The organism is Pseudomonas sp. 1 R 17 (assembly GCF_900067035.1).
Lineage (GTDB): Bacteria > Pseudomonadota > Gammaproteobacteria > Pseudomonadales > Pseudomonadaceae > Aquipseudomonas > Aquipseudomonas marginalis.
In genome coordinates, this window is sequence record NZ_FKLB01000019.1 from 129,240 (window position 1) to 155,140 (window position 25,901).

At 62.0% G+C, this 25,901-nt stretch carries 17 protein-coding genes and 1 pseudogene; 6 read left to right on the forward strand and 12 right to left on the reverse strand.

Translation table 11 applies throughout. From position 1 onward, the window contains the following. Positions 1-220 precede the first annotated feature (220 nt). The 9 genes and pseudogenes from BFP99_RS03705 to pilM all read right to left on the reverse strand — a co-directional run bounded on the left by BFP99_RS03705 (position 221) and on the right by pilM (position 13,340). Entirely contained in the window at positions 221-1,639 is a 1,419-nt protein-coding gene (locus BFP99_RS03705) for an FAD-dependent oxidoreductase (RefSeq protein WP_053140574.1), read from the reverse strand. Between the two features lie 32 nt (positions 1,640-1,671). After that, positions 1,672-6,117, reverse strand: a complete 4,446-nt coding sequence (gene gltB / locus BFP99_RS03710; protein WP_065946654.1) for a glutamate synthase large subunit — start codon at positions 6,115-6,117, stop codon at positions 1,672-1,674. A 351-nt stretch (positions 6,118-6,468) separates the two neighbouring features. After that, a complete protein-coding gene (locus tag BFP99_RS03720; protein ID WP_027605003.1) occupies positions 6,469-8,013 on the reverse strand; it encodes an SPOR domain-containing protein in 1,545 nt (514 codons plus the stop codon). Between the two features lie 10 nt (positions 8,014-8,023). Continuing rightward, positions 8,024-9,124, reverse strand: coding sequence for a 3-dehydroquinate synthase (gene aroB / locus BFP99_RS03725; RefSeq protein ID WP_027605004.1), 1,101 nt, complete (start codon positions 9,122-9,124; stop codon positions 8,024-8,026). A gap of 125 nt (positions 9,125-9,249) precedes the next feature. After that, the gene (gene aroK, locus BFP99_RS03730; RefSeq protein ID WP_003171222.1) at positions 9,250-9,768 is read right to left on the reverse strand and encodes a shikimate kinase AroK; all 519 of its coding nucleotides are present in this window, start codon (positions 9,766-9,768) and stop codon (positions 9,250-9,252) included. A 4-nt stretch (positions 9,769-9,772) separates the two neighbouring features. After that, positions 9,773-11,029 (reverse strand): annotated as a pseudogene (locus tag BFP99_RS03735) (type IV pilus secretin PilQ); the annotation flags it as partial. 138 nt (positions 11,030-11,167) lie between these two features. Further along, positions 11,168-12,139, reverse strand: coding sequence for a pilus assembly protein PilP (locus BFP99_RS03740; RefSeq protein WP_065946656.1), 972 nt, complete (start codon positions 12,137-12,139; stop codon positions 11,168-11,170). Further along, positions 12,136-12,687 (reverse strand): PilN domain-containing protein, encoded by a 552-nt coding sequence (locus tag BFP99_RS03745; protein WP_065946657.1) that lies wholly within the window; start codon positions 12,685-12,687, stop codon positions 12,136-12,138. The genes BFP99_RS03740 and BFP99_RS03745 overlap by 4 nt, the downstream gene beginning before the upstream one ends. Then, a complete protein-coding gene (gene pilM, locus BFP99_RS03750) occupies positions 12,684-13,340 on the reverse strand; it encodes a type IV pilus biogenesis protein PilM (protein ID WP_065925845.1) in 657 nt (218 codons plus the stop codon). The genes BFP99_RS03745 and pilM overlap by 4 nt, the downstream gene beginning before the upstream one ends. Before the next feature lie 221 nt (positions 13,341-13,561). On the opposite strand from pilM, the gene BFP99_RS03755 reads away from it, so the two are divergent. Beyond that, complete coding sequence (locus BFP99_RS03755) at positions 13,562-16,021, forward strand: penicillin-binding protein 1A (protein WP_370737632.1); 2,460 nt, start codon at positions 13,562-13,564, stop codon at positions 16,019-16,021. A gap of 135 nt (positions 16,022-16,156) precedes the next feature. Here BFP99_RS03755 and BFP99_RS03760 read toward each other — a convergent pair whose 3' ends face one another. The 3 genes from BFP99_RS03760 to rpmE all read right to left on the reverse strand — a co-directional run bounded on the left by BFP99_RS03760 (position 16,157) and on the right by rpmE (position 18,661). Further along, complete coding sequence (locus tag BFP99_RS03760) at positions 16,157-17,425, reverse strand: malic enzyme-like NAD(P)-binding protein (protein WP_027605010.1); 1,269 nt, start codon at positions 17,423-17,425, stop codon at positions 16,157-16,159. Between the two features lie 181 nt (positions 17,426-17,606). After that, entirely contained in the window at positions 17,607-18,413 is an 807-nt protein-coding gene (locus BFP99_RS03765; protein ID WP_065946659.1) for a thermonuclease family protein, read from the reverse strand. 14 nt (positions 18,414-18,427) lie between these two features. Beyond that, positions 18,428-18,661 (reverse strand): 50S ribosomal protein L31, encoded by a 234-nt coding sequence (gene rpmE / locus BFP99_RS03770; protein WP_005784030.1) that lies wholly within the window; start codon positions 18,659-18,661, stop codon positions 18,428-18,430. Between the two features lie 230 nt (positions 18,662-18,891). Between rpmE and BFP99_RS03775 the strand changes: the two genes are divergently transcribed. From BFP99_RS03775 to hslU, 5 genes are all read left to right on the forward strand, one after another. Further along, positions 18,892-21,111, forward strand: coding sequence for a primosomal protein N' (locus tag BFP99_RS03775; protein WP_065946660.1), 2,220 nt, complete (start codon positions 18,892-18,894; stop codon positions 21,109-21,111). 110 nt (positions 21,112-21,221) lie between these two features. Next, positions 21,222-22,958 (forward strand): arginine--tRNA ligase, encoded by a 1,737-nt coding sequence (argS, locus tag BFP99_RS03780; RefSeq protein WP_027605013.1) that lies wholly within the window; start codon positions 21,222-21,224, stop codon positions 22,956-22,958. A 1-nt stretch (position 22,959) separates the two neighbouring features. Next, positions 22,960-23,661 carry an SPOR domain-containing protein gene (locus tag BFP99_RS03785; protein WP_027605014.1) on the forward strand — a complete coding sequence of 234 codons (702 nt, stop codon included), beginning with the start codon at positions 22,960-22,962 and terminating at the stop codon, positions 23,659-23,661. Between the two features lie 258 nt (positions 23,662-23,919). Then, a complete protein-coding gene (gene hslV, locus BFP99_RS03790) occupies positions 23,920-24,450 on the forward strand; it encodes an ATP-dependent protease subunit HslV (RefSeq protein ID WP_010563201.1) in 531 nt (176 codons plus the stop codon). A 37-nt stretch (positions 24,451-24,487) separates the two neighbouring features. Continuing rightward, a complete protein-coding gene (gene hslU, locus BFP99_RS03795) occupies positions 24,488-25,825 on the forward strand; it encodes an ATP-dependent protease ATPase subunit HslU (protein WP_027605015.1) in 1,338 nt (445 codons plus the stop codon). The last annotated feature ends 76 nt before the right edge of the window (positions 25,826-25,901 follow it).

Genomic DNA, 25,901 nt, shown 5'->3' on the forward strand with positions numbered 1-25,901 from the left:
GGGCATTTTCTCAGAGCGCGACGCAAAAGGCACGGCAAGAGCGGTGCCTTTTGTCTATCGGGTCAATTTGTCGCGGTAGCTAGCTGTGGTGAGGGGGCTTGCCCCCCGTCGGGTTCACCGCAGATCAAAGGGGCTGCTTCGCAGCCCGGCGCGGGACAAGCCCGCTCACCACAGCAAGCCCCCTCCCACATTTTGATCGCATTTCAACCTGGGATCAGGGTCAGACTTGCAGGTAGTCCAGGATCCCTTCGGCGGCATTGCGGCCTTCGAAGATCGCCGTCACTACCAGGTCAGAGCCGCGCACCATGTCGCCACCGGCGAAGATTTTCGGGTTGCTGGTCTGGTGCTTGTACTGGCCTTGTTCCGGGGCGACAACGCGGCCCTGGCTGTCGGTCTGGATCTCGAACTGCTCGAACCACGGCGCCGGGCTTGGGCGGAAACCGAAAGCGATGACCACGGCGTCGGCCGGGATGATCTCTTCGGAGCCCGGGATCGGCTCGGGGCTGCGGCGGCCACGGGCGTCCGGTTCGCCGAGACGGGTCTCGACCACCTTCACGCCTTCGACGCGGTCTTCACCGACGATGGCGATCGGCTGGCGGTTGTAGAGGAATTTCACGCCTTCTTCCTTGGCGTTCTTCACCTCTTTGCGCGAGCCGGGCATGTTGGCTTCGTCACGGCGATACGCACAGGTCACCGACTTGGCGCCCTGGCGGATCGAGGTACGGTTGCAGTCCATCGCGGTGTCGCCGCCGCCGAGGACCACGACCTTCTTGCCTTTCATGTCGACGAAATCTTCCGGCGACTTTTCAAAGCCCAGGTTGCGGTTGACGTTGGCGATCAGGAAGTCCAACGCGTCGTAAACGCCCGGCAGGTCCTCACCGGCAAAGCCGCCCTTCATGTAGGTGTAGGTGCCCATGCCCATGAACACCGCATCGTATTCTTCGAGCAGTTGCTCCATGGTCACGTCTTTGCCGATCTCCGTGTTCAGGCGGAACTCGATGCCCATGCCGGTGAAGACTTCGCGGCGATTGCTCAACACGGTCTTTTCCAGCTTGAACTCGGGGATGCCGAAGGTCAGCAGGCCGCCGATTTCCGGGTTCTTGTCGAACACCACCGGGGTCACGCCGCCGCGCACCAGCACGTCGGCACAGCCCAGGCCCGCCGGGCCCGCACCGATGATCGCGACACGCTTGCCGGTCGGCTTTACCTTGGACATGTCCGGACGCCAGCCCATGGCGAACGCGGTATCGGTGATGTACTTCTCCACCGAACCGATGGTCACCGCGCCGAAGCCGTCGTTCAGGGTGCAGGCACCCTCGCACAGGCGGTCCTGCGGGCATACCCGGCCGCAAACTTCCGGCAGGGTGTTGGTCTGGTGGGACAGCTCGGCGGCGGCGAGGATGTTGCCCTCGGCCACCAGCTTGAGCCAGTTGGGAATGAAGTTGTGCACCGGGCACTTCCATTCGCAATACGGGTTACCGCAACCCAGGCAGCGGTGGGCCTGATCGGCCGAATGCTGGGGTTTGAAGGGCTCGTAGATTTCCACGAACTCTTTCTTGCGTTGACGCAACAGTTTCTTCTTCGGATCTTTGCGCCCGACATCGATGAACTGGAAGTCGTTATTCAGACGTTCAGCCATGTTAAAACCTCATCAAACTCTTCAGGCGCATATCACTGCGGGTTGGCACGGATGCTGGAAAGCAACGATTTCAGGTTGGCAGCCTTGGGCTTGACCAGCCAGAAACGACGCAGGTAATCATCGAGGTTTTCGGCGAGGTTACGCCCCCATTCGCTGCCGGTCTCCTCGACGTACTCGTCCAGCACGTGCTGCAAGTGGTTCCGGTAGGATTCCATGGCTTCGCCGCTGATCCGCTGGATCTCGACCAACTCGTGGTTGACCTTGTCGACGAAGGTGTTGTCCTGGTCGAGCACGTAGGCGAAACCGCCGGTCATGCCCGAACCGAAGTTGTAACCGGTCTTGCCCAATACCGCGACAAAGCCCCCGGTCATGTACTCGCAGCAGTGATCGCCAGTGCCTTCCACCACGGTGTGGGCACCGGAGTTACGCACGGCGAAACGCTCACCGGCCGTACCCGCGGCGAACAGCTTGCCACCGGTGGCACCGTACAGGCAGGTGTTGCCGATGATGGCACTGTCCTGGGTCTTGTAGACGCTACCTTTGGGCGGAACGATGACCAGCTTGCCGCCGGTCATGCCCTTGCCTACGTAGTCGTTGGCGTCGCCTTCCAGGTACATGTGCAGGCCGCCGGCGTTCCAGACGCCGAAGCTCTGGCCCGCAGTGCCCTTGAAGCGGAAGGTGATTGGCGCTTTCGCCATGCCCTGGTTGCCATGCTTGCGTGCGATTTCGCCGGAGATGCGTGCGCCGATGGAACGGTCGCAGTTGCAGATATCCAGGGCGAATTCGCCACCACTGGCGTCGTTGATCGAGGAACCGGCCATCTCGACCATCTTCTCGGCCAGCAGGCCCTTGTCGAACGGCGGGTTGCGATCCACCTGGCAGAATTGTGGCTTGTCTGCCGGGATGTGATCGCTGCCCAACAACGGCGTCAGGTCCAGGTGCTGTTGCTTGGCGGTCTGGCCTTCGAGGATGTCCAGCAGATCGGTGCGCCCGATCAGCTCTTCCAGGGAACGTACGCCGAGCTTGGCCAGCCACTCACGGGTCTCTTCGGCGACGTAGGTGAAGAAGTTCACCACCATGTCGACGGTGCCGATGTAGTGATCCTTGCGCAGCTTTTCGTTCTGAGTGGCGACGCCGGTGGCGCAGTTGTTCAGGTGGCAGATGCGCAGGTATTTGCAGCCCAGGGCGATCATCGGCGCGGTGCCGAAACCGAAGCTCTCGGCGCCGAGGATGGCGGCCTTGATCACGTCGAGGCCGGTCTTCAGGCCACCGTCGGTCTGCACCCGCACTTTGCCGCGCAGGTCGTTGCCGCGCAGGGTCTGGTGGGTTTCCGCCAGGCCGAGTTCCCACGGTGCGCCGGCGTACTTGATCGAGGTCAGCGGCGATGCGCCGGTGCCGCCGTCGTAGCCGGAGATGGTGATCAGGTCGGCATAGGCCTTGGCCACGCCGGCGGCGATGGTACCGACGCCCGCTTCTGCGACCAGTTTCACCGAGACCAGGGCCTGCGGGTTGACTTGCTTCAGGTCGAAAATCAGCTGCGACAAGTCTTCAATCGAGTAGATGTCGTGGTGCGGCGGCGGCGAGATCAGGGTCACGCCCGGTACCGCATAACGCAGCTTGGCGATCAGGCCATTGACCTTGCCGCCCGGCAGTTGGCCGCCCTCACCGGGCTTGGCGCCCTGGGCCACCTTGATCTGCAGCACTTCGGCGTTGACCAGATATTCCGGGGTCACACCGAAACGGCCAGTGGCAACCTGCTTGATTTTCGAGCTCTTGATGGTGCCGTAGCGCGCCGGGTCTTCACCGCCTTCACCGGAGTTGGAACGCGCGCCCAGGCGGTTCATGGCTTCGGCCAGGGCTTCGTGGGCCTCAGGCGACAAGGCGCCCAGGGAAATACCGGCAGAGTCGAAGCGCTTGAGGATCGATTCCAGCGGTTCGATTTCGCTGATGGCCAGCGGCGTATCCAGGGTCTTCACCTTGAACAGGTCGCGGATCATCGACACCGGGCGGTTATCCACCAGCGCGGTGTATTCCTTGAACTTGGCGTAGTCGCCCTGCTGCACGGCGGCTTGCAGGGTACTCACCACGTCCGGGTTGTAGGCGTGGTATTCGCCACCGTGCACGAACTTGAGCAGGCCACCTTGCTGGATCGGCTTGCGCGCGCTCCAGGCTTCGGCGGCCAGGGCTTTCTGTTCGGCTTCGATGTCGACGAAACGCGCACCCTTGATGCGGCTCGGCACGCCACGGAAGCTCAGCTCGCAAACTTCTTCCGACAGGCCGATGGCTTCGAACAGCTGCGCGCCACGGTAGGAGGTGACGGTGGAGATGCCCATCTTCGACAGGATCTTCAGCAGGCCCTTGGTGATGCCCTTGCGGTAGTTCTTGAACACCTCGTAGAGGTCGCCCAGTACTTCACCGGTACGGATCAGGTCACCCAGCACTTCATAAGCGAGGAAAGGGTACACCGCCGAGGCGCCGAAGCCGATCAACACCGCAAAGTGGTGCGGGTCGCGGGCGGTGGCGGTTTCCACGAGGATGTTGGAGTCGCAGCGCAGGCCTTTTTCGGTCAGGCGGTGGTGCACCGCGCCGGTGGCCAGAGACGCGTGGATCGGCAATTTGCCTGGAGCGATATGACGGTCGGTCAGCACGATCTGGGTACGCCCGGCGCGCACGGCTTCTTCGGCCTGGTCGGCGACGTTGCGCACAGCGGCTTCAAGGCCGAGGCTCTCGTCGTAGTTCAGGTCGATGATCTGGCGGTCGAAACCCGGCCGCTCCAGGGTCATCAGCGAACGCCACTTGGCCGGGGAAACGACCGGCGAGCTGAGGATCACGCGGGAGGCGTGCTCAGGCGACTCCTGGAAGATGTTGCGCTCGGCACCGAGGCACACTTCCAGGGACATCACGATGGCTTCGCGCAGCGGGTCGATCGGTGGGTTGGTCACCTGGGCGAACTGCTGGCGGAAATAGTCATACGGCGTGCGCACGCGCTGGGACAGCACGGCCATCGGCGTGTCATCGCCCATGGAGCCGACCGCCTCGTAGCCCTGCTCGCCGAGCGGGCGCAGGACCTGGTCGCGCTCTTCGAACGTGACCTGGTACATCTTCATGTACTGCTTGAGCTGGTCGATGTCGTAGAACGCCGAACCGTGGTCGTTGTCTTCCATGGTCGCCTGGATGCGCAGGGCGTTCTTGCGCAGCCATTGCTTGTACGGGTGACGGGACTTCAAGCGGTTGTCGATGGCATCGGTGTCGAGGATCTGGCCGGTTTCGGTGTCCACGGCGAGGATCTGGCCAGGGCCTACACGGCCCTTGGCGATAACGTCTTGCGGCTTGTAGTTCCACACGCCGATTTCCGACGCCAGGGTGATGAAACCGTTGGTGGTCGTGACCCAGCGGGCCGGGCGCAGACCGTTACGGTCGAGCAGGCACACCGCGTAGCGACCGTCGGTCATGACCACGCCGGCCGGGCCGTCCCACGGCTCCATGTGCATCGAGTTGTACTCGTAGAATGCACGCAGATCCGGGTCCATGGTCTCGACGTTCTGCCACGCAGGCGGAATGATCATACGCACGCCACGGAACAGGTCGATGCCGCCGGTGACCATCAGCTCGAGCATGTTGTCCATGCTGGAGGAGTCGGAGCCCACGCGGTTGACCAGTGGGCCGAGCTCTTCCAGGTCCATCAAATCGTTGGCGAACTTGGTGCGACGGGCCACGGCCCAGTTGCGGTTGCCGGTGATGGTGTTGATCTCGCCGTTGTGGGCGAGGAAGCGGAATGGCTGGGCCAGCGGCCATTTCGGCAGGGTGTTGGTGGAGAAGCGCTGGTGGAACACGCAAATGGCGGTTTGCAGGCGCTCATCGCTCAGGTCTGGATAGAAGGCGGTCAAGTCCGCCGGCATCATCAGGCCTTTATAAATGATGGTCTTGTGGGAAAAGCTGCAGATGTAGTGGTCGACATCGGCGGCGTTGGCCACGGACGAGCGACGACGGGAGGTGAACAGCTTGATCGCCATATCCTGGTCGCTCAGGCCGTCGCCTGCGATGAACACTTGTTCGATCTGCGGCAGGCGCTCAAGGGCCAGGCGGCCGAGCACGCTGGTGTCGATCGGCACTTTACGCCAGCCCACCAGCTGCAGGCCGGCAGCGATGATCTCGCGGTTCATGTTCTCGCGAGCGGCTTCGGCTTTGACCGGGTCCTGGTTGAAAAATACCATGCCCACGGCGTACTGCTTGGGCAGGTCGACCGCGAAATGCTCCTTGGCGACCGCGCGCAGGAACTGGTCGGGCTTTTGAATCAGCAAGCCGCAACCGTCACCGGTCTTGCCGTCGGCGTTGATCCCACCGCGGTGGGTCATGCAGGTCAGGGCCTCGATGGCCGTTTGCAAAAGGGTATGACTGGGCTCGCCCTGCATATGGGCTATCAGGCCGAAACCGCAGTTATCCTTGAATTCATCGGGTTGGTACAGACCTGCTTTCATAGACACTTTCTCACCAGGCTGCCTCTTATATCGAGGCAAATTTCTTTTCAATTCAACCGGTTACCTTCCACGCCGAACGTACGCCGGCTTAGCGGGGGCAAAAGGGAGGTCATTGTACACACCGACACGAACGCTCACAAATTTAGCGACGAAATGTCGCAAATCTATGTCGCATTTATGAAAGGTTTAAAGCGATATGCTGTGCTAGTCAAAACTTTTTTAATTCTGACCGCTACGACTCAAAAGCTACTGTAACGCAGACACCACAAAGCGCGCGGCCTGGAGGGGCTGCACGCCTTGCGATCTTTTTTGAGGTGCCGGGAGGGCGGCCTGGGTAAGGCCGCCGGATCTTCAGCGAGTTGCTGCCAGTTCTTGTTGAACGCTGGCGACAGTGCGAGGCCAAGGTTTACCAGCCTGAACCTTCGCTGGCAAGGCTTTGATGGCGGAATCAGCTGCGGCACGACTTGGGAAACTGCCGTAGGTGATCACGTAGAGAGGCTTGCCGTTGAGCACTTTCTTGAAATAACGGTATTCGCCGCCCTGCTCTTTCACGAACGCCTGGGCGTTCGCTTCGGAGCTGGTGCCGAGGATCTGCACGACGAAGTTGCCGGTGGGCTGGCTGCTGTACCAACTGCTGCCGGCCTTGGCGACGGTGGCTGCCGGCTTTTCAGCCGGTTTGGCGGCTGGCGCCGGAGCCGGCTTCGCCACTGGCGCCGCGGGCTTGGCAGTGGCAACGGTCGGTGCCGGGGTCGGCTTGGCGGCTGGCGCCACAGGGGTCGCTGGCGTACCTGCGGGAACGCCCGCAGGTGGCGCAGTAGTGGTCACGGTCGGCGGTGTGGCGCTGGAGCCTTCCACCGGCACACCGTCGTCGCCTTCGGAGATACCACCGGCTTCTTCCGCGAGCGGGCCACGCATCACCGGCTGGCCCACCATCGGCAGGTTGGTCGGCTGACCGGAATTGGCGAACTCGACATTCGGCGTGGGCTTGCCCAGTGGCAACTGCGCCTGTTCGGTTGGCGCACCGGCGGTGGTCGGCGCCTTGCTGCGACCCGGAATCAACCAGGCGGCGGCAACAGCAACCACGACAACGGCGGAAATTGCCAATACGTGCTTCTTAGGCATAGTGAACCCCATCTTTGGACGCTTGACCGCAGAGCGGCTGGCAATCATGGCTTCGATCATGGCATCGCGGGCGACCTGGTTGATGGTGCCAGGCCAGCCGTCGGAGCTTTCGTGAATATCAGAGATCTGCGCAGCGGAGAAAAGTTCGATGCCCTGCCCTGCGCCTTCGAGGCGTTGAGCCAGGTATTCCCGGGTTTCGTCCTCTTCGTACGGTTGCAGTTCGATAACGTGGAACAGCTCCTGATCACCGCTGATCTGCTCCAGATCGGCGATCAACGACGATTCACCGAACAGGAACACATGGGGGCGACCTTCCGGCGTGCCCGCCGCCAGCGCCAACAGCGCTTCCAGGGCGGACTCGTCGAGCTGCTCGGCGTCATCCACCAGCAGGTAGACTTCCTGGCCGGTCAGACCCAGTTGCACCACCTGCTTGAGGATCGCATTCGGCTCGGCAGTGGCCACATCCAGCGCCTGGGCTACCTGACGCAGCACGCCCGCCGCATCACCGGCGCCACGGGCAGACACCACCACGCTCTGTACGGACTGTTTGTTGGTACTGGCCACCAGGGCCTGGCGCAGCAAGGTCTTGCCGCTGCCCAACGGGCCCGTGACAACCAGCAGCAGCTGGCTGTAGCGCGCGAGATGGTGCAGTTGCCCCAGCACCGGCTTGCGCTGGGCCGGGAAAAATTTGAAACCAGGCACCCGTGGAGCAAAAGGGTCGTGGCTTAACTGGTAATGGCCGAGGAACGCCTCGTCGGCATGCAAACTAGTCATCGGGATCTTATTAACCTTTCAGCTGAGCCAGGGCGCGGTAATCCGCTCCCAGCGTGGCCTGTAAAATCTCTTTCGGATAATCGTCGGTCACTACCGCTTCGCCCATATGGCGCAACAGCACCAGTCGCAGGCGACCGTCGATCACTTTCTTGTCTATCGCCATATGTTCGAGGAAGTCCGCCTCAGTCATCTCTTCCGGCGGGATAACCGGCAAACCGGCACGCTGGAACAGGCGGATGCCGCGATCCCGCTCCTGGGCGCTGATCCAGCCCAGACGTTGCGACATTTCCAATGCCATCACTGTGCCAGCCGCTACGGCCTCCCCATGCAACCACACACCATAGCCCATGTGCGTTTCGATCGCATGGCCGAAGGTGTGGCCCAGGTTCAAGGTGGCCCGCACACCGGACTCCCGCTCGTCGGCATTCACCACCAGCGCCTTGGCGGCGCAGGAGCGGGAAATCGCCTCGGTGAGCGCAACCTGGTCGAGTGCGCGCAGGGCGTCCACATGTTCTTCCAGCCAGGCCAGGAAGGGTTCGTCGCAGATCAACCCGTACTTGATGACTTCCGCCAGGCCCGCCGACAGTTCCCGCGGTGGCAAGGTGTTGAGGGTCGCGGTGTCGATCAGCACGGCCTGGGGTTGGTAGAACGCGCCAACCATATTTTTGCCCAGGGGGTGGTTGATACCGGTCTTGCCGCCCACCGACGAATCGACCTGGGACAACAGGGTGGTCGGCACCTGGATAAAGTCCACGCCGCGCTGGTAGCAGGCCGCCGCAAAGCCGGCCATGTCGCCGATCACACCGCCGCCCAGGGCAATCACGGTGGTTCGGCGGTCATGGCGTGCGGTCAGCAGGCCATCAAAGATCAGTTGCAGGGTTTCCCAGTTCTTGTGGGCTTCGCCATCGGGCAGAATCACGGAGATCACTGAGTACGCCGCCAGGCTGCGGCTCAGACGCTCAAGATACAGCGGCGCGACCGTCTCGTTGGAGATGATTGCCACCTGCCGCCCGGCAATGTGCGGGGCCAGCAATTCGGGCTGGTCCAGCAGACCTTCGCCAATATGGATCGGGTAGCTGCGCTCGCCTAGATCGACCTTAAGTGTCTGCATGTGTCCCCGCGTTGAAGATGTATTGACGACCGGTAACGTCGAGATCTGACGTTGCCTGATGGCTCTACGCCACACCCCGCAGGGTGATAGCGCGCCGCCGAGAATAGCGCATTTCGGGCCTGGCTTTAACGGGGTGGCAGCCGTTGCAGGCGCTCGAGAATGTCGAGAACCACCATCCTAGGCGGCCGCTCATCGGTTTCCACCACCAGATCGGCGATTTCCCGATACAGCGGATCGCGCAGCGCGAGCAGGTCGCGCAAAGTTTTTTCCGGGTTCGCCGTGCGCAGCAAAGGACGATTGCGATCACGGGCGGTACGCCCCACCTGCTGCTCGACCGACGCATGCAGATAGACCACCCGACCACCGGCATGCAGCGCCCGCCGATTTTCATCGCGCATCACCGCGCCGCCGCCGGTGGCCAATACCACGCCATCGCAGCCGCACAGCTCGGCAATCATCGCCTGCTCGCGGTCGCGAAAGCCCAGCTCGCCTTCCTTATCGAAGATCCATGGGATATTGGCACCCGTGCGCAATTCAATTTCCTTGTCGGAATCTTTGAATGGCAGGCGCAGCTCTTTGGCCAGCAATCGGCCGATGGTGCTTTTTCCAGCCCCCATCGGTCCTACAAGAATCAAATTTCGCACAGAATCAACGACTCACAGCAATCGCCTGGTTATTCATAATACGCGGAGTCAGGAATACCAGCAGCTCGGATTTTTTCTCCGCCAGCACATCGCGCCGGAAAAGGCGGCCAAGATACGGCACATCGCCCAAAAATGGCACTTTATCTACCACTTTGCTTTGGGTATTGGAGAAAACCCCGCCGATGACGATGGTCTCGCCATCCTTGACCAGCACCTTGGCATTCACCTCGTTTTTCTTGATCGGCGGTACGTCGTTGAGTTTGTTGAGATAGTCGGGCTCATCCTTGGTGACCTTGACCACCATGATCACATGGTCATCGGGGGTGATCTGCGGCGTGACCTCCAACGACAGGGACGCCTCCTTGAACGACACCGAGGTAGCACCTTGAGAGGTGGATTCCTGATAGGGAATTTCGGTGCCCTTCAGAATGCGCGCGGTTTCCTTGTCGGAAGTGACCACCTTGGGCTGCGAGACGATTTCGCCATTGCCGGTTTTCTCCATGGCGGTCAGTTCCAGGTCCAGCAGGAGGTTATCGGTGATAAAGGCGATGCCCAGGCCCGAGGTACCCGTGAGTGAACCCAGGTCGACAAATGGCGAGCCGGGCACGTTTTCCGGCGCCTGGGCACCGTCCGGCAAAGGCTTCTGGATCCCCCCGGCAGCCCAATTCCCGCGATTGAGCCGCCCACCCCAGCGCGCGCCCAGGCTTTTGTCGTAGTCGACATTGGCCTCGACAATACGCGCTTCAATCATCACCTGGCGCACCGGCACATCCAGTTGCGCCACGATCCGCCGCAACTCTTCCAGGCGCTCGCCGGTCTGGAAGGCAATGATGTTATTGGTGCGGTCATCCACTGCCACTGAACCACGCTCATCGGTCGTGCCTTCAAAGCCGCTCACCGACTGAAACAGCTTGGCCAGGTCTGCCGCCTTGGCGTGGTTGACTTGCAGTAGCTCACGGCGCAGCGGCGCCAGGTCAGCCATCTGCTTGCGCGATTCCAGCGCCAGCAGTTCCCGTGCAGCCAACTCCTCGGCCGGCGCCACCAGCAGGACACCAGCCTTTATCCGTTTATCCAAGCCTTTGGTTTGCAGCACCAGGTCCAGCGCCTGATCCCAGGGCACGCCTTTGAGCCGCAGGGTGATAGAGCCCTGTACGTCATCGCCGACCACCAGATTGAGGCCCGCCACGTCGGCGATTTGCTGCAAGGCAGCACGCAGTCCGATGTCCTGGAAGTTGAGGTTCAGCTTTTCACCGCTATAGGCGCCCGAACCCGCGCTGCCGGGAGGCGGTAGCTGGATCAGGTCCACACGATTGGGCACAGCAGCAGCCATCGGTGCCGTGAACGCTATCCATAGCGCCACACCGAAGGACGAGAAAGTCCTTTTCATTGTTTGATTCCGTTATGAGTTGACGTTTAGCACGAGGGTTCGCGGACGCTCCAGCCATCCCCCCTGTTCATCGGGAAATAACTCGACCAGTTCGATATGGCCGTCATGAATCGCTGTAACTCGACCATGGTCCGGACCCAGATAGTCGCCGACTGCCAGGCGGTGCACGGTTGAGGCCTGGCGCAGCAAGGCGAAGGTCTGCGCCCCACGGGACAACGTGCCGACCATCTCGAACTGATCCACTGGGTGGCCTTCCAAGGCTTCCCGCGGGCGAGCGAGGTCCGGCGCAGCGGCCGTCCGCCCTGGCGCGCGGTCGACTTGCAGGGCAATGGGCTGGAACGGATCGCGAATACCAGAAGCACCGTATACAAAGGGTTGCCTTTGCATGACAGCCGCGTCCCGCTTGATGCCTTGTCGCTCATGCCAATAAGTCTTGGCCAGCAGATCAAGGTGCAGCAGTTTGCCGTCACGTCGCATGGCAATATCGTGCGCCGTGGCGATTCGCGAAAGGCCGCCCAGGGCACTCACAAACGTCGCCAGGTCGTGATAGGTACCGGTGGCGCCGATGCGAACGGGCTGTTCGCGATAGAACGGCCTAGACAGCTTATCCAGCGGAGTGACGCTCTCAATCACCAAACCGTTGGCCAGCGCCATCCTGGCGATGTCCTCAAGAAAGCCGGGCATTTCGGACTCTTCGGGCATTTGCTGCAAAAGCCTGCCGACCTTCTCCTGCATAAGCTGGACCTGGCGAGCCCGCTCTTCAAGATCGGCAGCCAGGACGGCCTTTTCCGCGAGTTGCTGCTGCAAGCCCACTTCCTGCACCTCGACCTCGCGCAAGCGCTCCCGCGACGGGCTGAGGTACACAAGGTCGCCCAACAGCATCACTACGCCGGCCAGCGCGCAGCCCAGCAAGATCCTGCCAGGTAAGGGCCATTTGGCAGCATTGTGAGTCAGCGCGGAAAATTCGAGCCAGGACCGGCTCATGGCTGGGCCTCGGAAGACTCTCCCTGGCGCACCATCAACTGGAATTCAGTGTTGCCGCGAGCGCCTTCGGTTCGTACATGCTGCAGGCGAGTGGCGTGGGCGCCTTCGGATGCCTCCAGGCGACGCATCAGTTGGGCAATATCCTGGCTGGATTCAGCACTGCCGCTGATACTCACCGTATCGCCTTTCGCCACGACCTCATGCAAATGCACACCGTCGGGCACCGCACGGGCCAACTGATCCAGCAGCTGTGCACCGGCGGAGCGATTATCGTGCAGGTCCTGCACGACTTTCATCCGCTCCGCCAGTTGCTGGCTTTGCACCTGGAGGTCATCAATGGTCTCGATACGCGAGTCCAGGACGCCGACGTCCTTGCGCACATGATCGTTTCGCGTCACCTGCCGGTCGATCGCCTGGTCGATCACCTGGTCCGCCAGCCACACCGTCGCGAGCGCCACACAGGCAAACGCCACCAGCAGTATCAGGAAATATTTACGCCGCCGCTCAACCAGCGCCTGGCGCCAAGGCAAAAGATTGATTCGTGTCATCCAGCGAAACTCCTCAGGGCCAACCCGCAAGCGACTCCCATCCCAGGGGCATCCACGATCCACTGGGCACCATCGACTCGATGACCCGGCGTGAAGCTGGCGAAATCCTGACGGCAAGCGCGCGCCAATGCAAACCCTTCGACATCCACCACCCTGGGCACCAGCCCCGCCAGGGCCAACACGGCTTCACGAACCTCGACGTGCTCCTTCAGACACGCCGCCAGCAACACCTCGACCTGCGCGGAATCCTGCGTCGACGGCCCCTGGACCTGAAAGTCCAGCGCCACCTCGTCCAGTGGGTAGGGAATGTATTGCTCTGCCTCCACCTGGATCCTCCGGGCCATTTCGTCGTCGCCAAGCCCCGCCTGCATTTCGATGACCCGTGTAATGACCGAAGGACCGGAAACGGCGACTGCCGCCTGCCTGGCTGACGTGCGCAGCCGGGAGAGCGCCATGTACAGCGCATGGCCTATGCCTTCCAGGTCCAGCCAGACGCCGTCGACCACCGCCTGGGCCGGCAGCGCCTGTGTGGCGTAGCCCTGCACGGTGTAACGGTTGGCTGAACAGCTCAGCTCTACCAACTTGATCCCTGCCTCATTGATGTCGACGCCAAGGACGGTGTCGACTTTGCGCCTGAAAAATCCCTTTCCCATAAAACTCCCCAAAGCTTTGCCTGTCTTAACGCCTGATTGCCGCCGGAAGCCCTGCATTCGGTCGACTTGTTGAGCCGGCGCGAATGACGCCCCAAGGCGAAAAATGCTTTAATGCCCAGCGTTTTTCCCCGCTTTTTATCTGCAGCTCGGGTCGATCCATCGTTTGCCATGCATGCCCCGACGCGTAACCCATTCTTTTCTCTGGAAATCCAAAAGCCTTGATCCGTCTGCTGAAGTTTTTCGGGTACTCCATTGTCGCGATCGTCTGCGGGCTGCTGCTCGTACTCAGCGGGGCCTACCTCTACCTTAGTCCGGGTTTACCCTCCGTAGAGGCCCTCAGAAGTATCCAGTTGCAGATTCCTTTGCGGGTCTACAGCAGCGATGAAAAGCTGATCGCGGAGTTCGGCGAAATGCGCCGCACACCGATCCGTTTTGCCGACATTCCACCTAATTTCATCAGCGCATTGCTGTCGGCCGAAGACGATAATTTTGCCAACCACTATGGCGTCGACCCCAGCAGCCTGGTGCGTGCGGCCACACAACTGGTAAAAAGCGGACACATTCAATCCGGCGGCAGCACCATCACCATGCAGGTGGCGAAGAACTTCTTCCTCACCAGCGAGCGCAGTTTTTCGCGCAAAGCCACTGAAATCCTGCTGGCATTGCAGATCGAACGTCAGCTGACCAAGGACGAGATCCTCGAGCTGTACGTCAACAAGATCTACCTGGGCAACCGTGCCTACGGGATCGAGGCGGCCTCGCAGGTCTACTACGGCAAGTCGATTCGTGACGCCAGCCTGGCGCAGATGGCCATGATTGCCGGCCTGCCCAAGGCCCCTTCGCGCTTCAACCCCCTGGCCAACCCGGCGCGCAGCAAAGAGCGCCGCGACTGGATCCTGGGGCGCATGTACAAGTTGGGCAAGATCGACCAGGCCGCCTATGAAAGTGCGGTGGCCGAGCCATTGAACGCCAGCTACCACGTGCCGACGCCGGAGGTGAATGCCCCGTATATCGCTGAAATGGCGCGTGCGGAGATGGTCGGTCGTTACGGCAGCGAGGCCTACACCGAAGGCTTCCGCGTGACCACGACGGTTCCGAGCGACTTGCAGGACATCGCCAATGACTCCGTGCATTCCGGCCTGATCACCTACGACCAGCGCCACGGCTACCGAGGCCCTGAGTCGCGCCTGCCAGGCAAGACCCTGAGCGCCTGGACGGCCGAGCTGGGCAAACAGCGTGCGATCAGCGGCCTGGAACCGGCCATCGTCACCCAGGTGAAGAAAGATGGCGTGCAGGTACTGACCCGCACCGGCGAAGCCCACGTGGCCTGGGACAGCATGAAATGGGCACGCCCGTTCCTGAACACCAACAGCATGGGCCCGATGCCGAAGCAACCGTCGGATGTCGCGCAAGTGGGTGACCTGATCCGCGTGCAACGCCAGAAGGACGACAGCCTGAAATTCAGCCAAGTGCCGCTGGCCCAGGGCGCACTGGTATCGCTGGACCCGCAGAACGGTGCAATCCGCGCCCTGGTGGGTGGCTTCGCGTTCGAGCAGAGCAACTACAACCGGGCCACCCAGGCCAAGCGCCAGCCAGGCTCGAGCTTCAAGCCGTTCATCTACAGCGCCGCCCTGGATAACGGCTACACCGCCGCCAGCCTGGTCAACGATGCACCCATCGTGTTCGTCGACGAGTACCTGGATAAAGTCTGGCGCCCCAAGAACGACACCAACACCTTCCTCGGCCCGATCCGTATCCGCGAGGCGCTGTACAAGTCGCGCAACCTGGTGTCGATCCGCTTGCTTCAGGCGATGGGTGTAGGCAAGACCATCGACTACATCACGCGCTTTGGCTTCAACAAGTCGGACCTGCCGCCGAACCTGTCCCTGGCCTTGGGTACCGCGACCCTCACGCCGATGGAAATCGCCACTGGCTGGAGCACCTTTGCCAACGGCGGCTACAAGATCGCGCCGTACCTGATCGACAAGATCGAAAGCCGCAACGGCGACACCCTGTTCACCGCCAACCCACCACGTGTGCCGGGTGATGTGGTCAACGGCATCGCTGCGACGGATGGCCTGGCGGCGCCAGGCAATGGCGGCATCACCATCGAGCCGACCCCAGGCACCGCGCCAGCCACCAACCCCGCTGCAACCGAACCGCAGGCACCCGCCGTGGCCGAGCGCATTGTGGATGGCCGTACCACCTATATCCTCAACAGCATCCTCGAAGACGTAATCAAGAAGGGTACCGGCCGTCGCGCCCTGGCCTTGGGCCGCGCAGATATCGCGGGCAAGACTGGTACCACCAACGAATCCAAGGACGCCTGGTTCTCCGGCTATAACGCCGACTACGTGACCACCGTGTGGACCGGCTACGACCAGCCGGAAAGCCTTGGCCGCCGCGAGTTCGGCGGCACCGTCGCGCTGCCGATCTGGATGAGCTACATGGGCGCCGCCCTGAAAGACAAGCCGCTGCACACCCAACCGGAGCCGGAAGGCATCCTCAGCCTGCGGATCGACCCGATCAGTGGCCGTGCGGCCTCGCCGAGCACGCCGAATGCGTACTTCGAACTGTTCAAGAGCGAAGACACGCCGCCGTCGGTCAATGAGCTGGGCAACGGCGTCGTACCGGGCAGCCCGTTGCCGGCGGATGAGGCGGCGCCGATCGATCTCTTTTAGAGAGCGGCAAGCTGTCAGCTACAAGCGGCAAGTTAAGAACTGCGATGTGCCGCTCTTGAACTTGCCGCTTGCAGCTTGAAACTTCCCCATAAAAAAACCCGGCGTTCTGAGCCGGGTTTTTTATGGGTCTACGGCTTAGCCGTTGAACACATCATCCACGCTTTGCAGCGGGTAGTTTTTCGGATACGGCAGGGTGGCCACACCGGTCTCGATCGCGGCCTTGGCCACGGCATCGGAGATCAGGGTGATCAGGCGCTTATCCATTGGTTTCGGGATGATGTACTCACGACCGAATTCCAGCTTGGCGCCACCGTAGGCGTCGCACACATCCTGAGGCACCGGCAGCTTGGCCAGTTCACGCAGGGCGTTGGCGGCAGCCACTTTCATCTCTTCGTTGATGCGCTTGGCGCGAACGTCCAGGGCACCACGGAAGATGAACGGGAAGCCCAATACGTTGTTGACCTGGTTCGGGTAGTCCGAACGACCGGTGGCCATGATCACGTCGTCGCGGGTGGCGTGGGCCAGTTCCGGGGCGATTTCCGGATCAGGGTTGGAGCAGGCGAACACGATCGGGTTGGCCGCCATGGACTTCAGGCCTTCAGCGCTCAGCAGGTTCGGGCCGGACAGGCCGACGAACACGTCGGCACCGTTCAGGGCGTCAGCCAGGGTACGCTTGGAGGACGGGTGGGCAAACATCGCCTTGTACTGGTTCAGGTCGGTACGCTCGGACTGGATCACGCCCTTGCTGTCGACCATATAGATGTTTTCCAGCTTGGCGCCCATGCTGACGATCAGCTTCATGCAGGAGATGGCCGCAGCGCCGGCGCCCAGGCAGACGATCTTGGCGTCAGCCAGGGTCTTGCCGGCGATTTCCAGGGCGTTGATCATGCCGGCCGCGGTGACGATCGCGGTGCCGTGCTGGTCATCGTGGAATACCGGAATGTCGCACTGCTCGATCAGGGCCTTTTCGATCTCGAAGCACTCAGGTGCCTTGATGTCTTCCAGGTTGATGCCACCGAAGGTGATGGAGATGCGCTTGACCGTGTCGATGAAAGCCTGCGGGCTCTCGGAATCGACTTCGATATCGAAAACGTCGATGCCGGCGAAGCGCTTGAACAGCACGCCCTTACCTTCCATGACTGGCTTGGAGGCCAGTGGGCCGAGGTTACCCAGGCCGAGAATCGCGGTGCCATCGGAAATCACTGCAACCAGGTTGCCTTTGCCGGTGTACTTGTACGCCAGTTCGGGGTCGCGGGCGATTTCACGTACGGGCTCGGCCACGCCAGGGCTGTAGGCCAGCGACAGGTCGCGGGCGGTGGCGGTGGCTTTGGTGAGCTCTACACTCAGCTTTCCTGGACGAGGATGGGCATGATATTCGAGAGCGGCAGTTTTCAAATCAGACATATCGGCATTCCGCTTTTACTGTTGGTCGACGGACCGCCGAGGATACTCGTGTCGTAAAGTCCCTACAAGACTGGGCAGTCACAGGTGTCAAGGGCCCTGCACTAAGACTTTCGGCCAAGAGCCACGGGATACAAGGGCTCAACTGTTCACAATCGACTTAAAAAATGTCTACAATTTTTTCTCAGTGCGTCGATTTGAGCATGCTTGGATCGGTCAACGGCAGAAGCCAGCGCGCCTGACCTTTTTTCAGCCCGCCACGTCGCGAGCGATCCTGTACCCAGCCCCGCGCCTCAACAGTGCGGCCTTGCAGACCATTGAGCCCGACAGCGTCGAATTGACTGACCAGAGCAGGCGAGACACGTAATACCAATGATCCCTGCATTTCAATCCAGATACCGCCGCGATTGCGCTTTACCTGGCTGACCCGGCCACTGACCACGGCAAACCCGGAGCGCTTGAGCTGCGCCACAGACTGTACCGGCGATTGGCGCCACAGGCCCAGGCGCGCGCTACGGGCGCTGTTTTCAGCCGCCTGCTGACAGGCGACGAGATCGACATTCGGCGCCACGCCAACCTGGAACCCCAGGCCCTCGGCCAACAGTTGCGCCTCCAGGTTCTCGCCGTCGGCACCATAGAGGTGGGCCAGGGTGCGACCGTAATGATCCTTGCGCTCACGCCCCGGCACCAGGCCGACACGACCACCGCTGGCACCCACCAATGCCTGCAGGCGTTGACGCGCGGCGACCGCGAAAGGCTCGTCGGCGCGCCCCTTCTTGCCTGTTTCCGGGGCATTGATACCGATCATCCGCACACTGCGGCCATCCTTGAGGCGCACCGTGTCGCCATCCACCACCCGCTGCACTTCCACGCGGGCCAGGGCCGTCGGCGCCGGGCAGAATACCTCGGCCTGCACGGCCGTCACCCAAATTACAGGCACAAAAAAGGCGCCCGCAAGGGACGCCTTTTTCAACAGCTGGCAAAAGCCCATAAGGCTTTTGAGCCTTACTCTGCTGGAGTAGCAGCAGGCTTCTTGCCGAAAGCACCAAAGCGATCTGCGAAGCGCTGTACACGGCCGCCGGTGTCCAGAGTTTTCTGCTTACCGGTGTAGAACGGGTGGCACTCGTTGCATACGTCAGTACCCAGTGGCTTGCACAGGTTCGAGCGAGTTTCGAACTTGTTGCCGCAGCTGCAGGTCACTTCGATGGTTTCGTACGCTGGATGGATATCGGCTTTCATGGTGACTTCCTCGGGCTAGCGTGCCGCCACTCGACACTATTGTCGAATACCGCACGTAATTAGGCCGCGGATTCTACCAGACCTTTTTAAACGCGCAAGCGGCGACACCCATCGCGTGTCAACATAAAAGCACCTTTCATCAGAAAACTGGCGGCTACCCCAAGGCTCCCCCGGTCTGCTAGGCTCCCGCCCCTGCGCCACTGCCTGCCTTTATAGATGAGACCTCTCGCGTGCCCGACGCCATTTTGCGCCTAGCCCTGCCCTCGCCCCTGCGCCGCCTGTTCGACTACCGGGCCCCGGCCGGTGTGCTGCGTGCGCAGTTGCAGCCGGGCATGCGCGTGCGCGTGCCGTTTGGCCGTCGAGAGATGATCGGCATCCTGGTGGAAGTCGCCGACCACAGTGAAGTGCCGGCCGAGAAGCTCAAGCCGGCCATCGCCATGCTCGATGCCACGCCGCCGTTGCCGCCCGCGCTGTTCAAGCTGTGCCTGTGGACCGCCCAGTATTACCAGCACAGCCTCGGTGACACGTTGAGCTGGGCACTGCCGGTGCTGTTGCGCCAGGGTGAACTGGCCGAAACGCGCCAGGAACGCTTCTGGTCGACGGTGCCCAGCGCACGCCTCGACGACCCACGCATCGCCCGCGCCCCGCGCCAGCGTGAAGCCCTGGCAACCCTGGCCCAGCACCCCCATGGCGTCGCCCATCAGCTATTGAGCAAGCTGATGCTGAGCAAGGACAGCCTCGACCTGTTGCTGGCCAAGGGCTTGGTGCAGGTGGAAATCCGCAGGCACGCCCCCGACCCGCGCCACGAACACTGGCTGGCCCAGCCCGAACTGCCGCTGAACCCTGAACAACGCGCCGCCTATGAAGCGATTCGCGCAGGTTTCGACAGCTTCCATGCGTTCCTGCTGGCGGGCGTCACCGGCAGCGGCAAGACCGAAGTCTATTTGCAGCTGATCCGCGAAACCCTGCAGGCCGGCAAACAGGCACTGGTGCTGATCCCCGAGATCAACCTGGGCCCGCAGACCCTGGCGCGCTTCGAACAGCGTTTCAATGCGCGCATCGCCCTGGTGCACTCGGCGGTCAATGACCGTGAGCGCCTGGAGTCGTGGCTGGCGGCGCGGGATGGCGAAGCCGACATTATTATCGGCACCCGCTCGGCGCTGTTCACGCCGATGAAAAACCCCGGGCTGATCATCATCGACGAGGAACACGACGGCTCCTATAAGCAACAGGAAGGCCTGCGCTACCACGCCCGCGACCTGGCGCTGGTGCGCGCGCGCCAGGAAGACATCCCGATTGTGCTGGGCTCGGCCACACCCTCCCTGGAAAGCCTGCACAATGCCTACACCGGTCGTTACGGGCTGCTGCGCCTGAACGAGCGCGCCGGCGGCGCCAAGCAACCCCGTTTCCTGCGCCTGGACGTAAAAAGCCGGCCGCTGGACAGCGGCATTTCCGGGCCGATGCAACAAGCCATCGGCCAGACCCTGGCGGCCGGCCAGCAGGTCTTGGTGTTTCTCAACCGCCGAGGCTTTGCACCGACGCTGCTGTGCCATGACTGCGGCTGGATGTCCGAGTGCGAGCGTTGCGATGCGCGCATGACCGTGCACCAGCGCCATGGCGAACTACGTTGCCACCATTGCGGCCATGTGGAACGTGTACCGCGCCATTGCCCGCAGTGCGGCAAGGTCGACCTGCGCCCGGTGGGTGCAGGCACCGAGCGCGCCGAGGAGCGCCTGGGGATTCTGTTCCCGGACTACCCGGTTTTGCGGGTCGACCGCGACAGCACCTCGCGCAAGGACGCGATGAACCAACTGTTCGCCACCATCCAGAAGGGCCAGCCGTGCATCCTCGTGGGTACACAGATGCTCGCCAAAGGGCACCACTTCCCACGGGTGACTCTGGTGTCGATCCTGGATGCCGACGGCGGCCTGTTCTCCGGCGACTTCCGCGCCAGCGAGCGCATGGCGCAGTTGATCGTGCAGGTCGCCGGCCGCGCCGGGCGTGCCGAAGAGCCGGGCAAGGTGATTATCCAGACCCACCTGGCCGACCATCCGCTGCTGATTCAACTGACCGAACAAGGCTACTTTGCCTTCGCCGAACAGGCGCTGAGCGAACGTCGCTCCGCCGGCCTGCCGCCCTTTGCGCACCTGGCGCTGTTGCGCGCCGAAGCCCATAAACCAGGGCAGGCCGAGGGTTTTCTGGATGAAGCCTGCAGCGCCGCCGAACGCTTGCTCGGCGAGCTGGGGCTGAGCGGCATCGAACTGCTCGGACCGGTACCCGCGCCCATGGAGCGTCGTGCCGGGCGTTATCGTGCCCAGCTACTCTTGCAGGCCACGTCCCGCGCAACGTTGCATCGGCTATTAAGTAGCTGGTTACTTGCGCTGGAGCAAATGCCCAGTGGCCGCCAGGTGCGATGGTCGTTGGATGTAGACCCGGTAGATTTGTATTAAGCCTGGCCATAGGTCCCGCGAAGGTTGGCAAGCCCGCCCTCGCCACGGATAATGCCCAGTTTTTCCACCTGCGCATCGCGCGCCGCCGCTTGCGGTCGAAAGAGAACACCATGAAAGACACCATTCGCCAGCTGATCCAACAAGCCCTCACCCAACTCGTCAACGAAGGTGTGTTGCCTGAAGGCCTGACGCCGGCGATCCAGGTGGAAAACACCCGCGACAAGACCCACGGCGACTTCGCCAGCAACATCGCGATGATGCTGTCCAAGCCGGCCGGCATGAAACCGCGCGACCTGGCGGAAAAAATCATCGCCGCGCTGCCTGCCGACGAGAGCGTTACCAAGGCCGAAATCGCCGGCCCGGGCTTTATCAACTTCTTCCAGAACACCCAGGCCCTGGCTTCACGCCTGGATGCGGCACTGGCCGACGCCAGGATCGGCGTGCGCAAGGCCGGCCCGGCTCAGCGCGTGGCCATCGACCTGTCGGCGCCCAACCTGGCCAAGGAGATGCATGTCGGTCACCTGCGCTCGACCATCATCGGCGACGGCGTGGCCCGGGTACTGGAGTTTCTCGGCGACACCGTGATCCGCCAGAACCACGTGGGCGACTGGGGCACCCAGTTCGGCATGCTGATGGCCTACCTGCAGGAAAACCCGATCACCAGCAACGAGCTGTCGGACCTGGAGAACTTCTACCGCGCCGCCAAGAAGCGTTTCGACGAATCCGAAGAGTTCGCCGACCGCGCGCGCGGCCTGGTGGTCAAGCTGCAAGCCGGCGACAAGGAATGCCTGGAACTGTGGGGCCGCTTCCGCGAGATCTCGCTGTCCCACTGCCAGGAAATCTACGAACTGCTCAACGTCAAGCTGACCATGGCCGATGTAATGGGCGAAAGCGCCTACAACGACGACCTGATCAACGTGGTCAACGACCTCAAGGCCAAGGGCCTGTTGGTGGAGAGCAACGGCGCGCAGTGCGTGTTCCTCGAAGAATTCAAGACCGCCGACGGCGAGCCGCTGCCGGTGATCATCGTCAAGGCCGATGGCGGCTACCTCTACGCCACCACCGACCTCGCGGCCGTGCGCTACCGTAGTGGCGTGCTCAAGGCCGACCGTGCGCTGTATTTCGTCGACCAGCGCCAGGCCCTGCACTTCCAACAGGTGTTCGAAGTGGCACGTCGCGCCGGTTTCGTCACCCATCCGATGCACATGGAGCACATGGGCTTCGGCACCATGAACGGCGCCGATGGCCGCCCGTTCAAGACCCGCGACGGCGGCACCGTCAAGCTGATCGACCTGCTCAACGAAGCCCAGGACCGCGCCTACAACCTGGTGAAGGAAAAGAACCCGGAGTTGGCGGAGGCCGACCTGCGCAATATTGCCCGCGTGGTGGGTATTGGCGCGGTGAAATACGCCGACCTGTCCAAGCACCGCACCAGCGACTACAGCTTCAACTTCGAACTGATGCTCAACTTCGAGGGCAACACCGCGCCGTACCTGCTGTACGCCTACACCCGCGTGGCCGGTGTGTTCCGAAAGCTGGGCAAGGACTTCAGCGAAGTCGAAGGCCGGATCGTGCTGGACGCGCCCCATGAACAGGAGCTGGCCGCCAAGCTCGCGCAGTTCGGCGAAGTGCTGAACAGCGTCGGCGAGAAAGGCACGCCGCATATCCTGTGCACCTACCTGTACGAAGTCGCCGGGTTGTTCTCCAGCTTCTACGAGAACTGCCCGATCCTCACCGCCGACGACGAAGCCCAGAAGCAAAGTCGCCTGCGCCTCGCCGCACTGGCTGGACGGACCCTCAAGCAAGGCCTGGAACTGTTGGGCCTGGAAACTCTGGAGCGTATGTAAGTTGGCTGCCAAGAAAAAACCTGCACCCAAGCGCGGCGCCAGCCGCTACCAGGCCCCGGCGAAGAAGCCGATCCCGGGTTGGTTGTGGATGGCGATCGGCCTTACGGTCGGCGCGTTCATTGTGTTCCTGATGAAGCTGGACCCAGGCCAGGGCGATGACGTCAAACGGGTCAAGCAGGAACAGCAGAAGGCCACGAAAATGGCTGAAGCCAACAAGACTGCGCCGAGCCCGACGGCACCGGTAAAGCCGAAGTACGATTTCTATACGCTGCTGCCGGAATCGGAAGTCATCGTGCCGCCTGACGCCGTGCCGGAGAAAACCCTGCCGACGCCGCAAGTGCCGACCACCCCGGTAACCCCTGCGGAAGCGGCGAAAATCGACACGGCGCGGGCCCAGGCGGCGTTGGCCGGGATTACTCCGCCGCCAGCACCACCGGTTGCCGAAACCAAGGCCGCGCCGGTGACCAAGTTCTTCCTGCAGGCGGGCTCGTTCCCGAAGCAGGCGGATGCGGATCGTGTGCGTGCGCAGATCATTCTGCTGGGCCAGACGGTGACGGTGGAGTCCGGCACGGTGAAGGACGCAACCTGGTATCGCGTGCTGGTGGGGCCGTTCAGCAACCGCGAACAGCTGACCGTGGCGCAGAAGCAATTGGCCGGCGCCGGGTTTAGCAACCTGTTGTTACAACAGCGCCAGAGCCGCTGATTCAAACTCAACACCGATCAAAATGTGGGAGGGGGCTTGCCCCCGATAGCGGTGTATCAGTCACCGAAAATATTGACTGATCTACCGCCATCGGGAGCAAGCCCCCTCCCACATTTGGTTTTGCAGCGCCCTGAAATGTGTGTCAGACCGATAAACACCACTCGTCCGCCTTAAACCCCCACGGTTGAAATCCCCCCCGCCACCCCCATATGAGTTTCCATCAGGGCATTTTCGCCCCGCTGCGTGGAGACTCTCCCCTTGACCACCATCGTTTCAGTACGTCGCCACGGCAAAGTCGTCATGGGCGGCGACGGCCAGGTTTCCCTGGGCAATACCGTGATGAAAGGCAACGCCAAGAAAGTCCGTCGCCTGTACCACGGCCAGGTCCTCGCCGGGTTTGCCGGTGCCACCGCCGACGCCTTCACCCTCTTCGAGCGTTTCGAAGGCCAACTGGAAAAACACCAGGGCCACCTCGTACGCGCCGCGGTCGAACTCGCCAAGGAATGGCGCACCGACCGCTCCCTCAGCCGCCTGGAAGCCATGCTGGCCGTCGCCAACAAAGATGCGTCCCTGATCATCACCGGTAACGGCGATGTGGTTGAGCCTGAACATGGCCTGATCGCCATGGGCTCCGGCGGTGGTTATGCACAAGCCGCAGCCAGCGCACTGTTGAAGAAAACCGACCTGTCGGCCCGCGAAATCGTCGAGACTGCCCTGGGCATCGCCGGCGACATCTGCGTGTTCACCAACCACAACTTCACCATTGAGGAGCAGGACCTCGCCGAGTAAGCCGTAGGCTTATTCCCGCTTGAGGCCGCCAAACACTATGTCCATGACTCCCCGCGAAATCGTCCATGAACTCAATCGCCATATCATCGGCCAGGACGATGCCAAGCGCGCGGTTGCCATCGCGCTGCGTAACCGCTGGCGCCGGATGCAACTGCCCGAAGAATTGCGCGTTGAAGTAACACCGAAGAACATCCTGATGATCGGCCCGACCGGCGTCGGTAAAACCGAGATCGCGCGACGCCTGGCCAAGCTGGCCAACGCGCCGTTCATCAAGGTCGAAGCGACCAAGTTCACCGAAGTCGGCTATGTGGGCCGCGATGTCGAGTCGATCATTCGTGATCTGGCCGACGCTGCCCTGAAGCTGCTGCGCGAGCAGGAAATGACCAAGGTCAGCCACCGCGCCGAAGACGCCGCCGAAGAACGCATCCTCGACGCCCTGCTGCCACCGGCGCGCATGGGCTTCAACGAAGACGCCGCACCGGCCTCGGATTCCAACACCCGCCAGCTGTTCCGCAAGCGCCTGCGTGAAGGCCAGCTGGATGACAAGGAAATCGAGATCGAAGTCGCTGAAGTCTCTGGCGTCGACATTTCCGCACCGCCTGGCATGGAAGAAATGACCAGCCAGTTGCAGAACCTGTTCGCCAACATGGGCAAGGGCAAGAAGAAAAGCCGCAAGCTCAAGGTCAAGGACGCGCTGAAGCTGGTGCGCGATGAAGAAGCCGGACGCCTGGTCAACGACGAAGAGCTCAAGGCCAAGGCCCTGGAAGCCGTTGAGCAGCATGGCATCGTGTTTATCGACGAGATCGACAAGGTCGCCAAGCGCGGCAACTCCGGCGGCGTCGATGTATCCCGCGAAGGTGTGCAGCGCGACCTGCTGCCGCTGATCGAAGGCTGCACCGTCAATACCAAGCTGGGCATGGTCAAGACCGACCACATCCTGTTTATCGCTTCGGGTGCGTTCCACCTGAGCAAGCCAAGCGACCTGGTGCCCGAGCTGCAAGGCCGCCTGCCGATTCGCGTAGAGCTCAAGGCGCTGACCCCCGGCGACTTCGAGCGCATCCTCAGCGAACCCCATGCGTCGCTCACCGAGCAGTACCGTGAGCTGCTGAAAACCGAAGGGCTGGGCATCGAGTTCCTGCCGGACGGCATCAAGCGCCTGGCGGAGATTGCCTGGCAGGTCAACGAGAAGACCGAGAACATCGGTGCGCGCCGCCTGCACACCTTGCTTGAGCGCCTGCTTGAGGAAGTGTCCTTCAGCGCCGGCGACATGGCCGGGGCGCAGAATGGCGTAGCGATCAAGATCGACGCCGACTACGTCAACAGCCACCTGGGTGAATTGGCGCAGAACGAGGACTTGTCACGGTACATTCTGTAAGCCGCAAGCTGTAAGCTACAAGCCGCAAGTTGAGCACACTCAACTCGCAGCTTGTAGCTTGCAGCCCAAGGTGTCC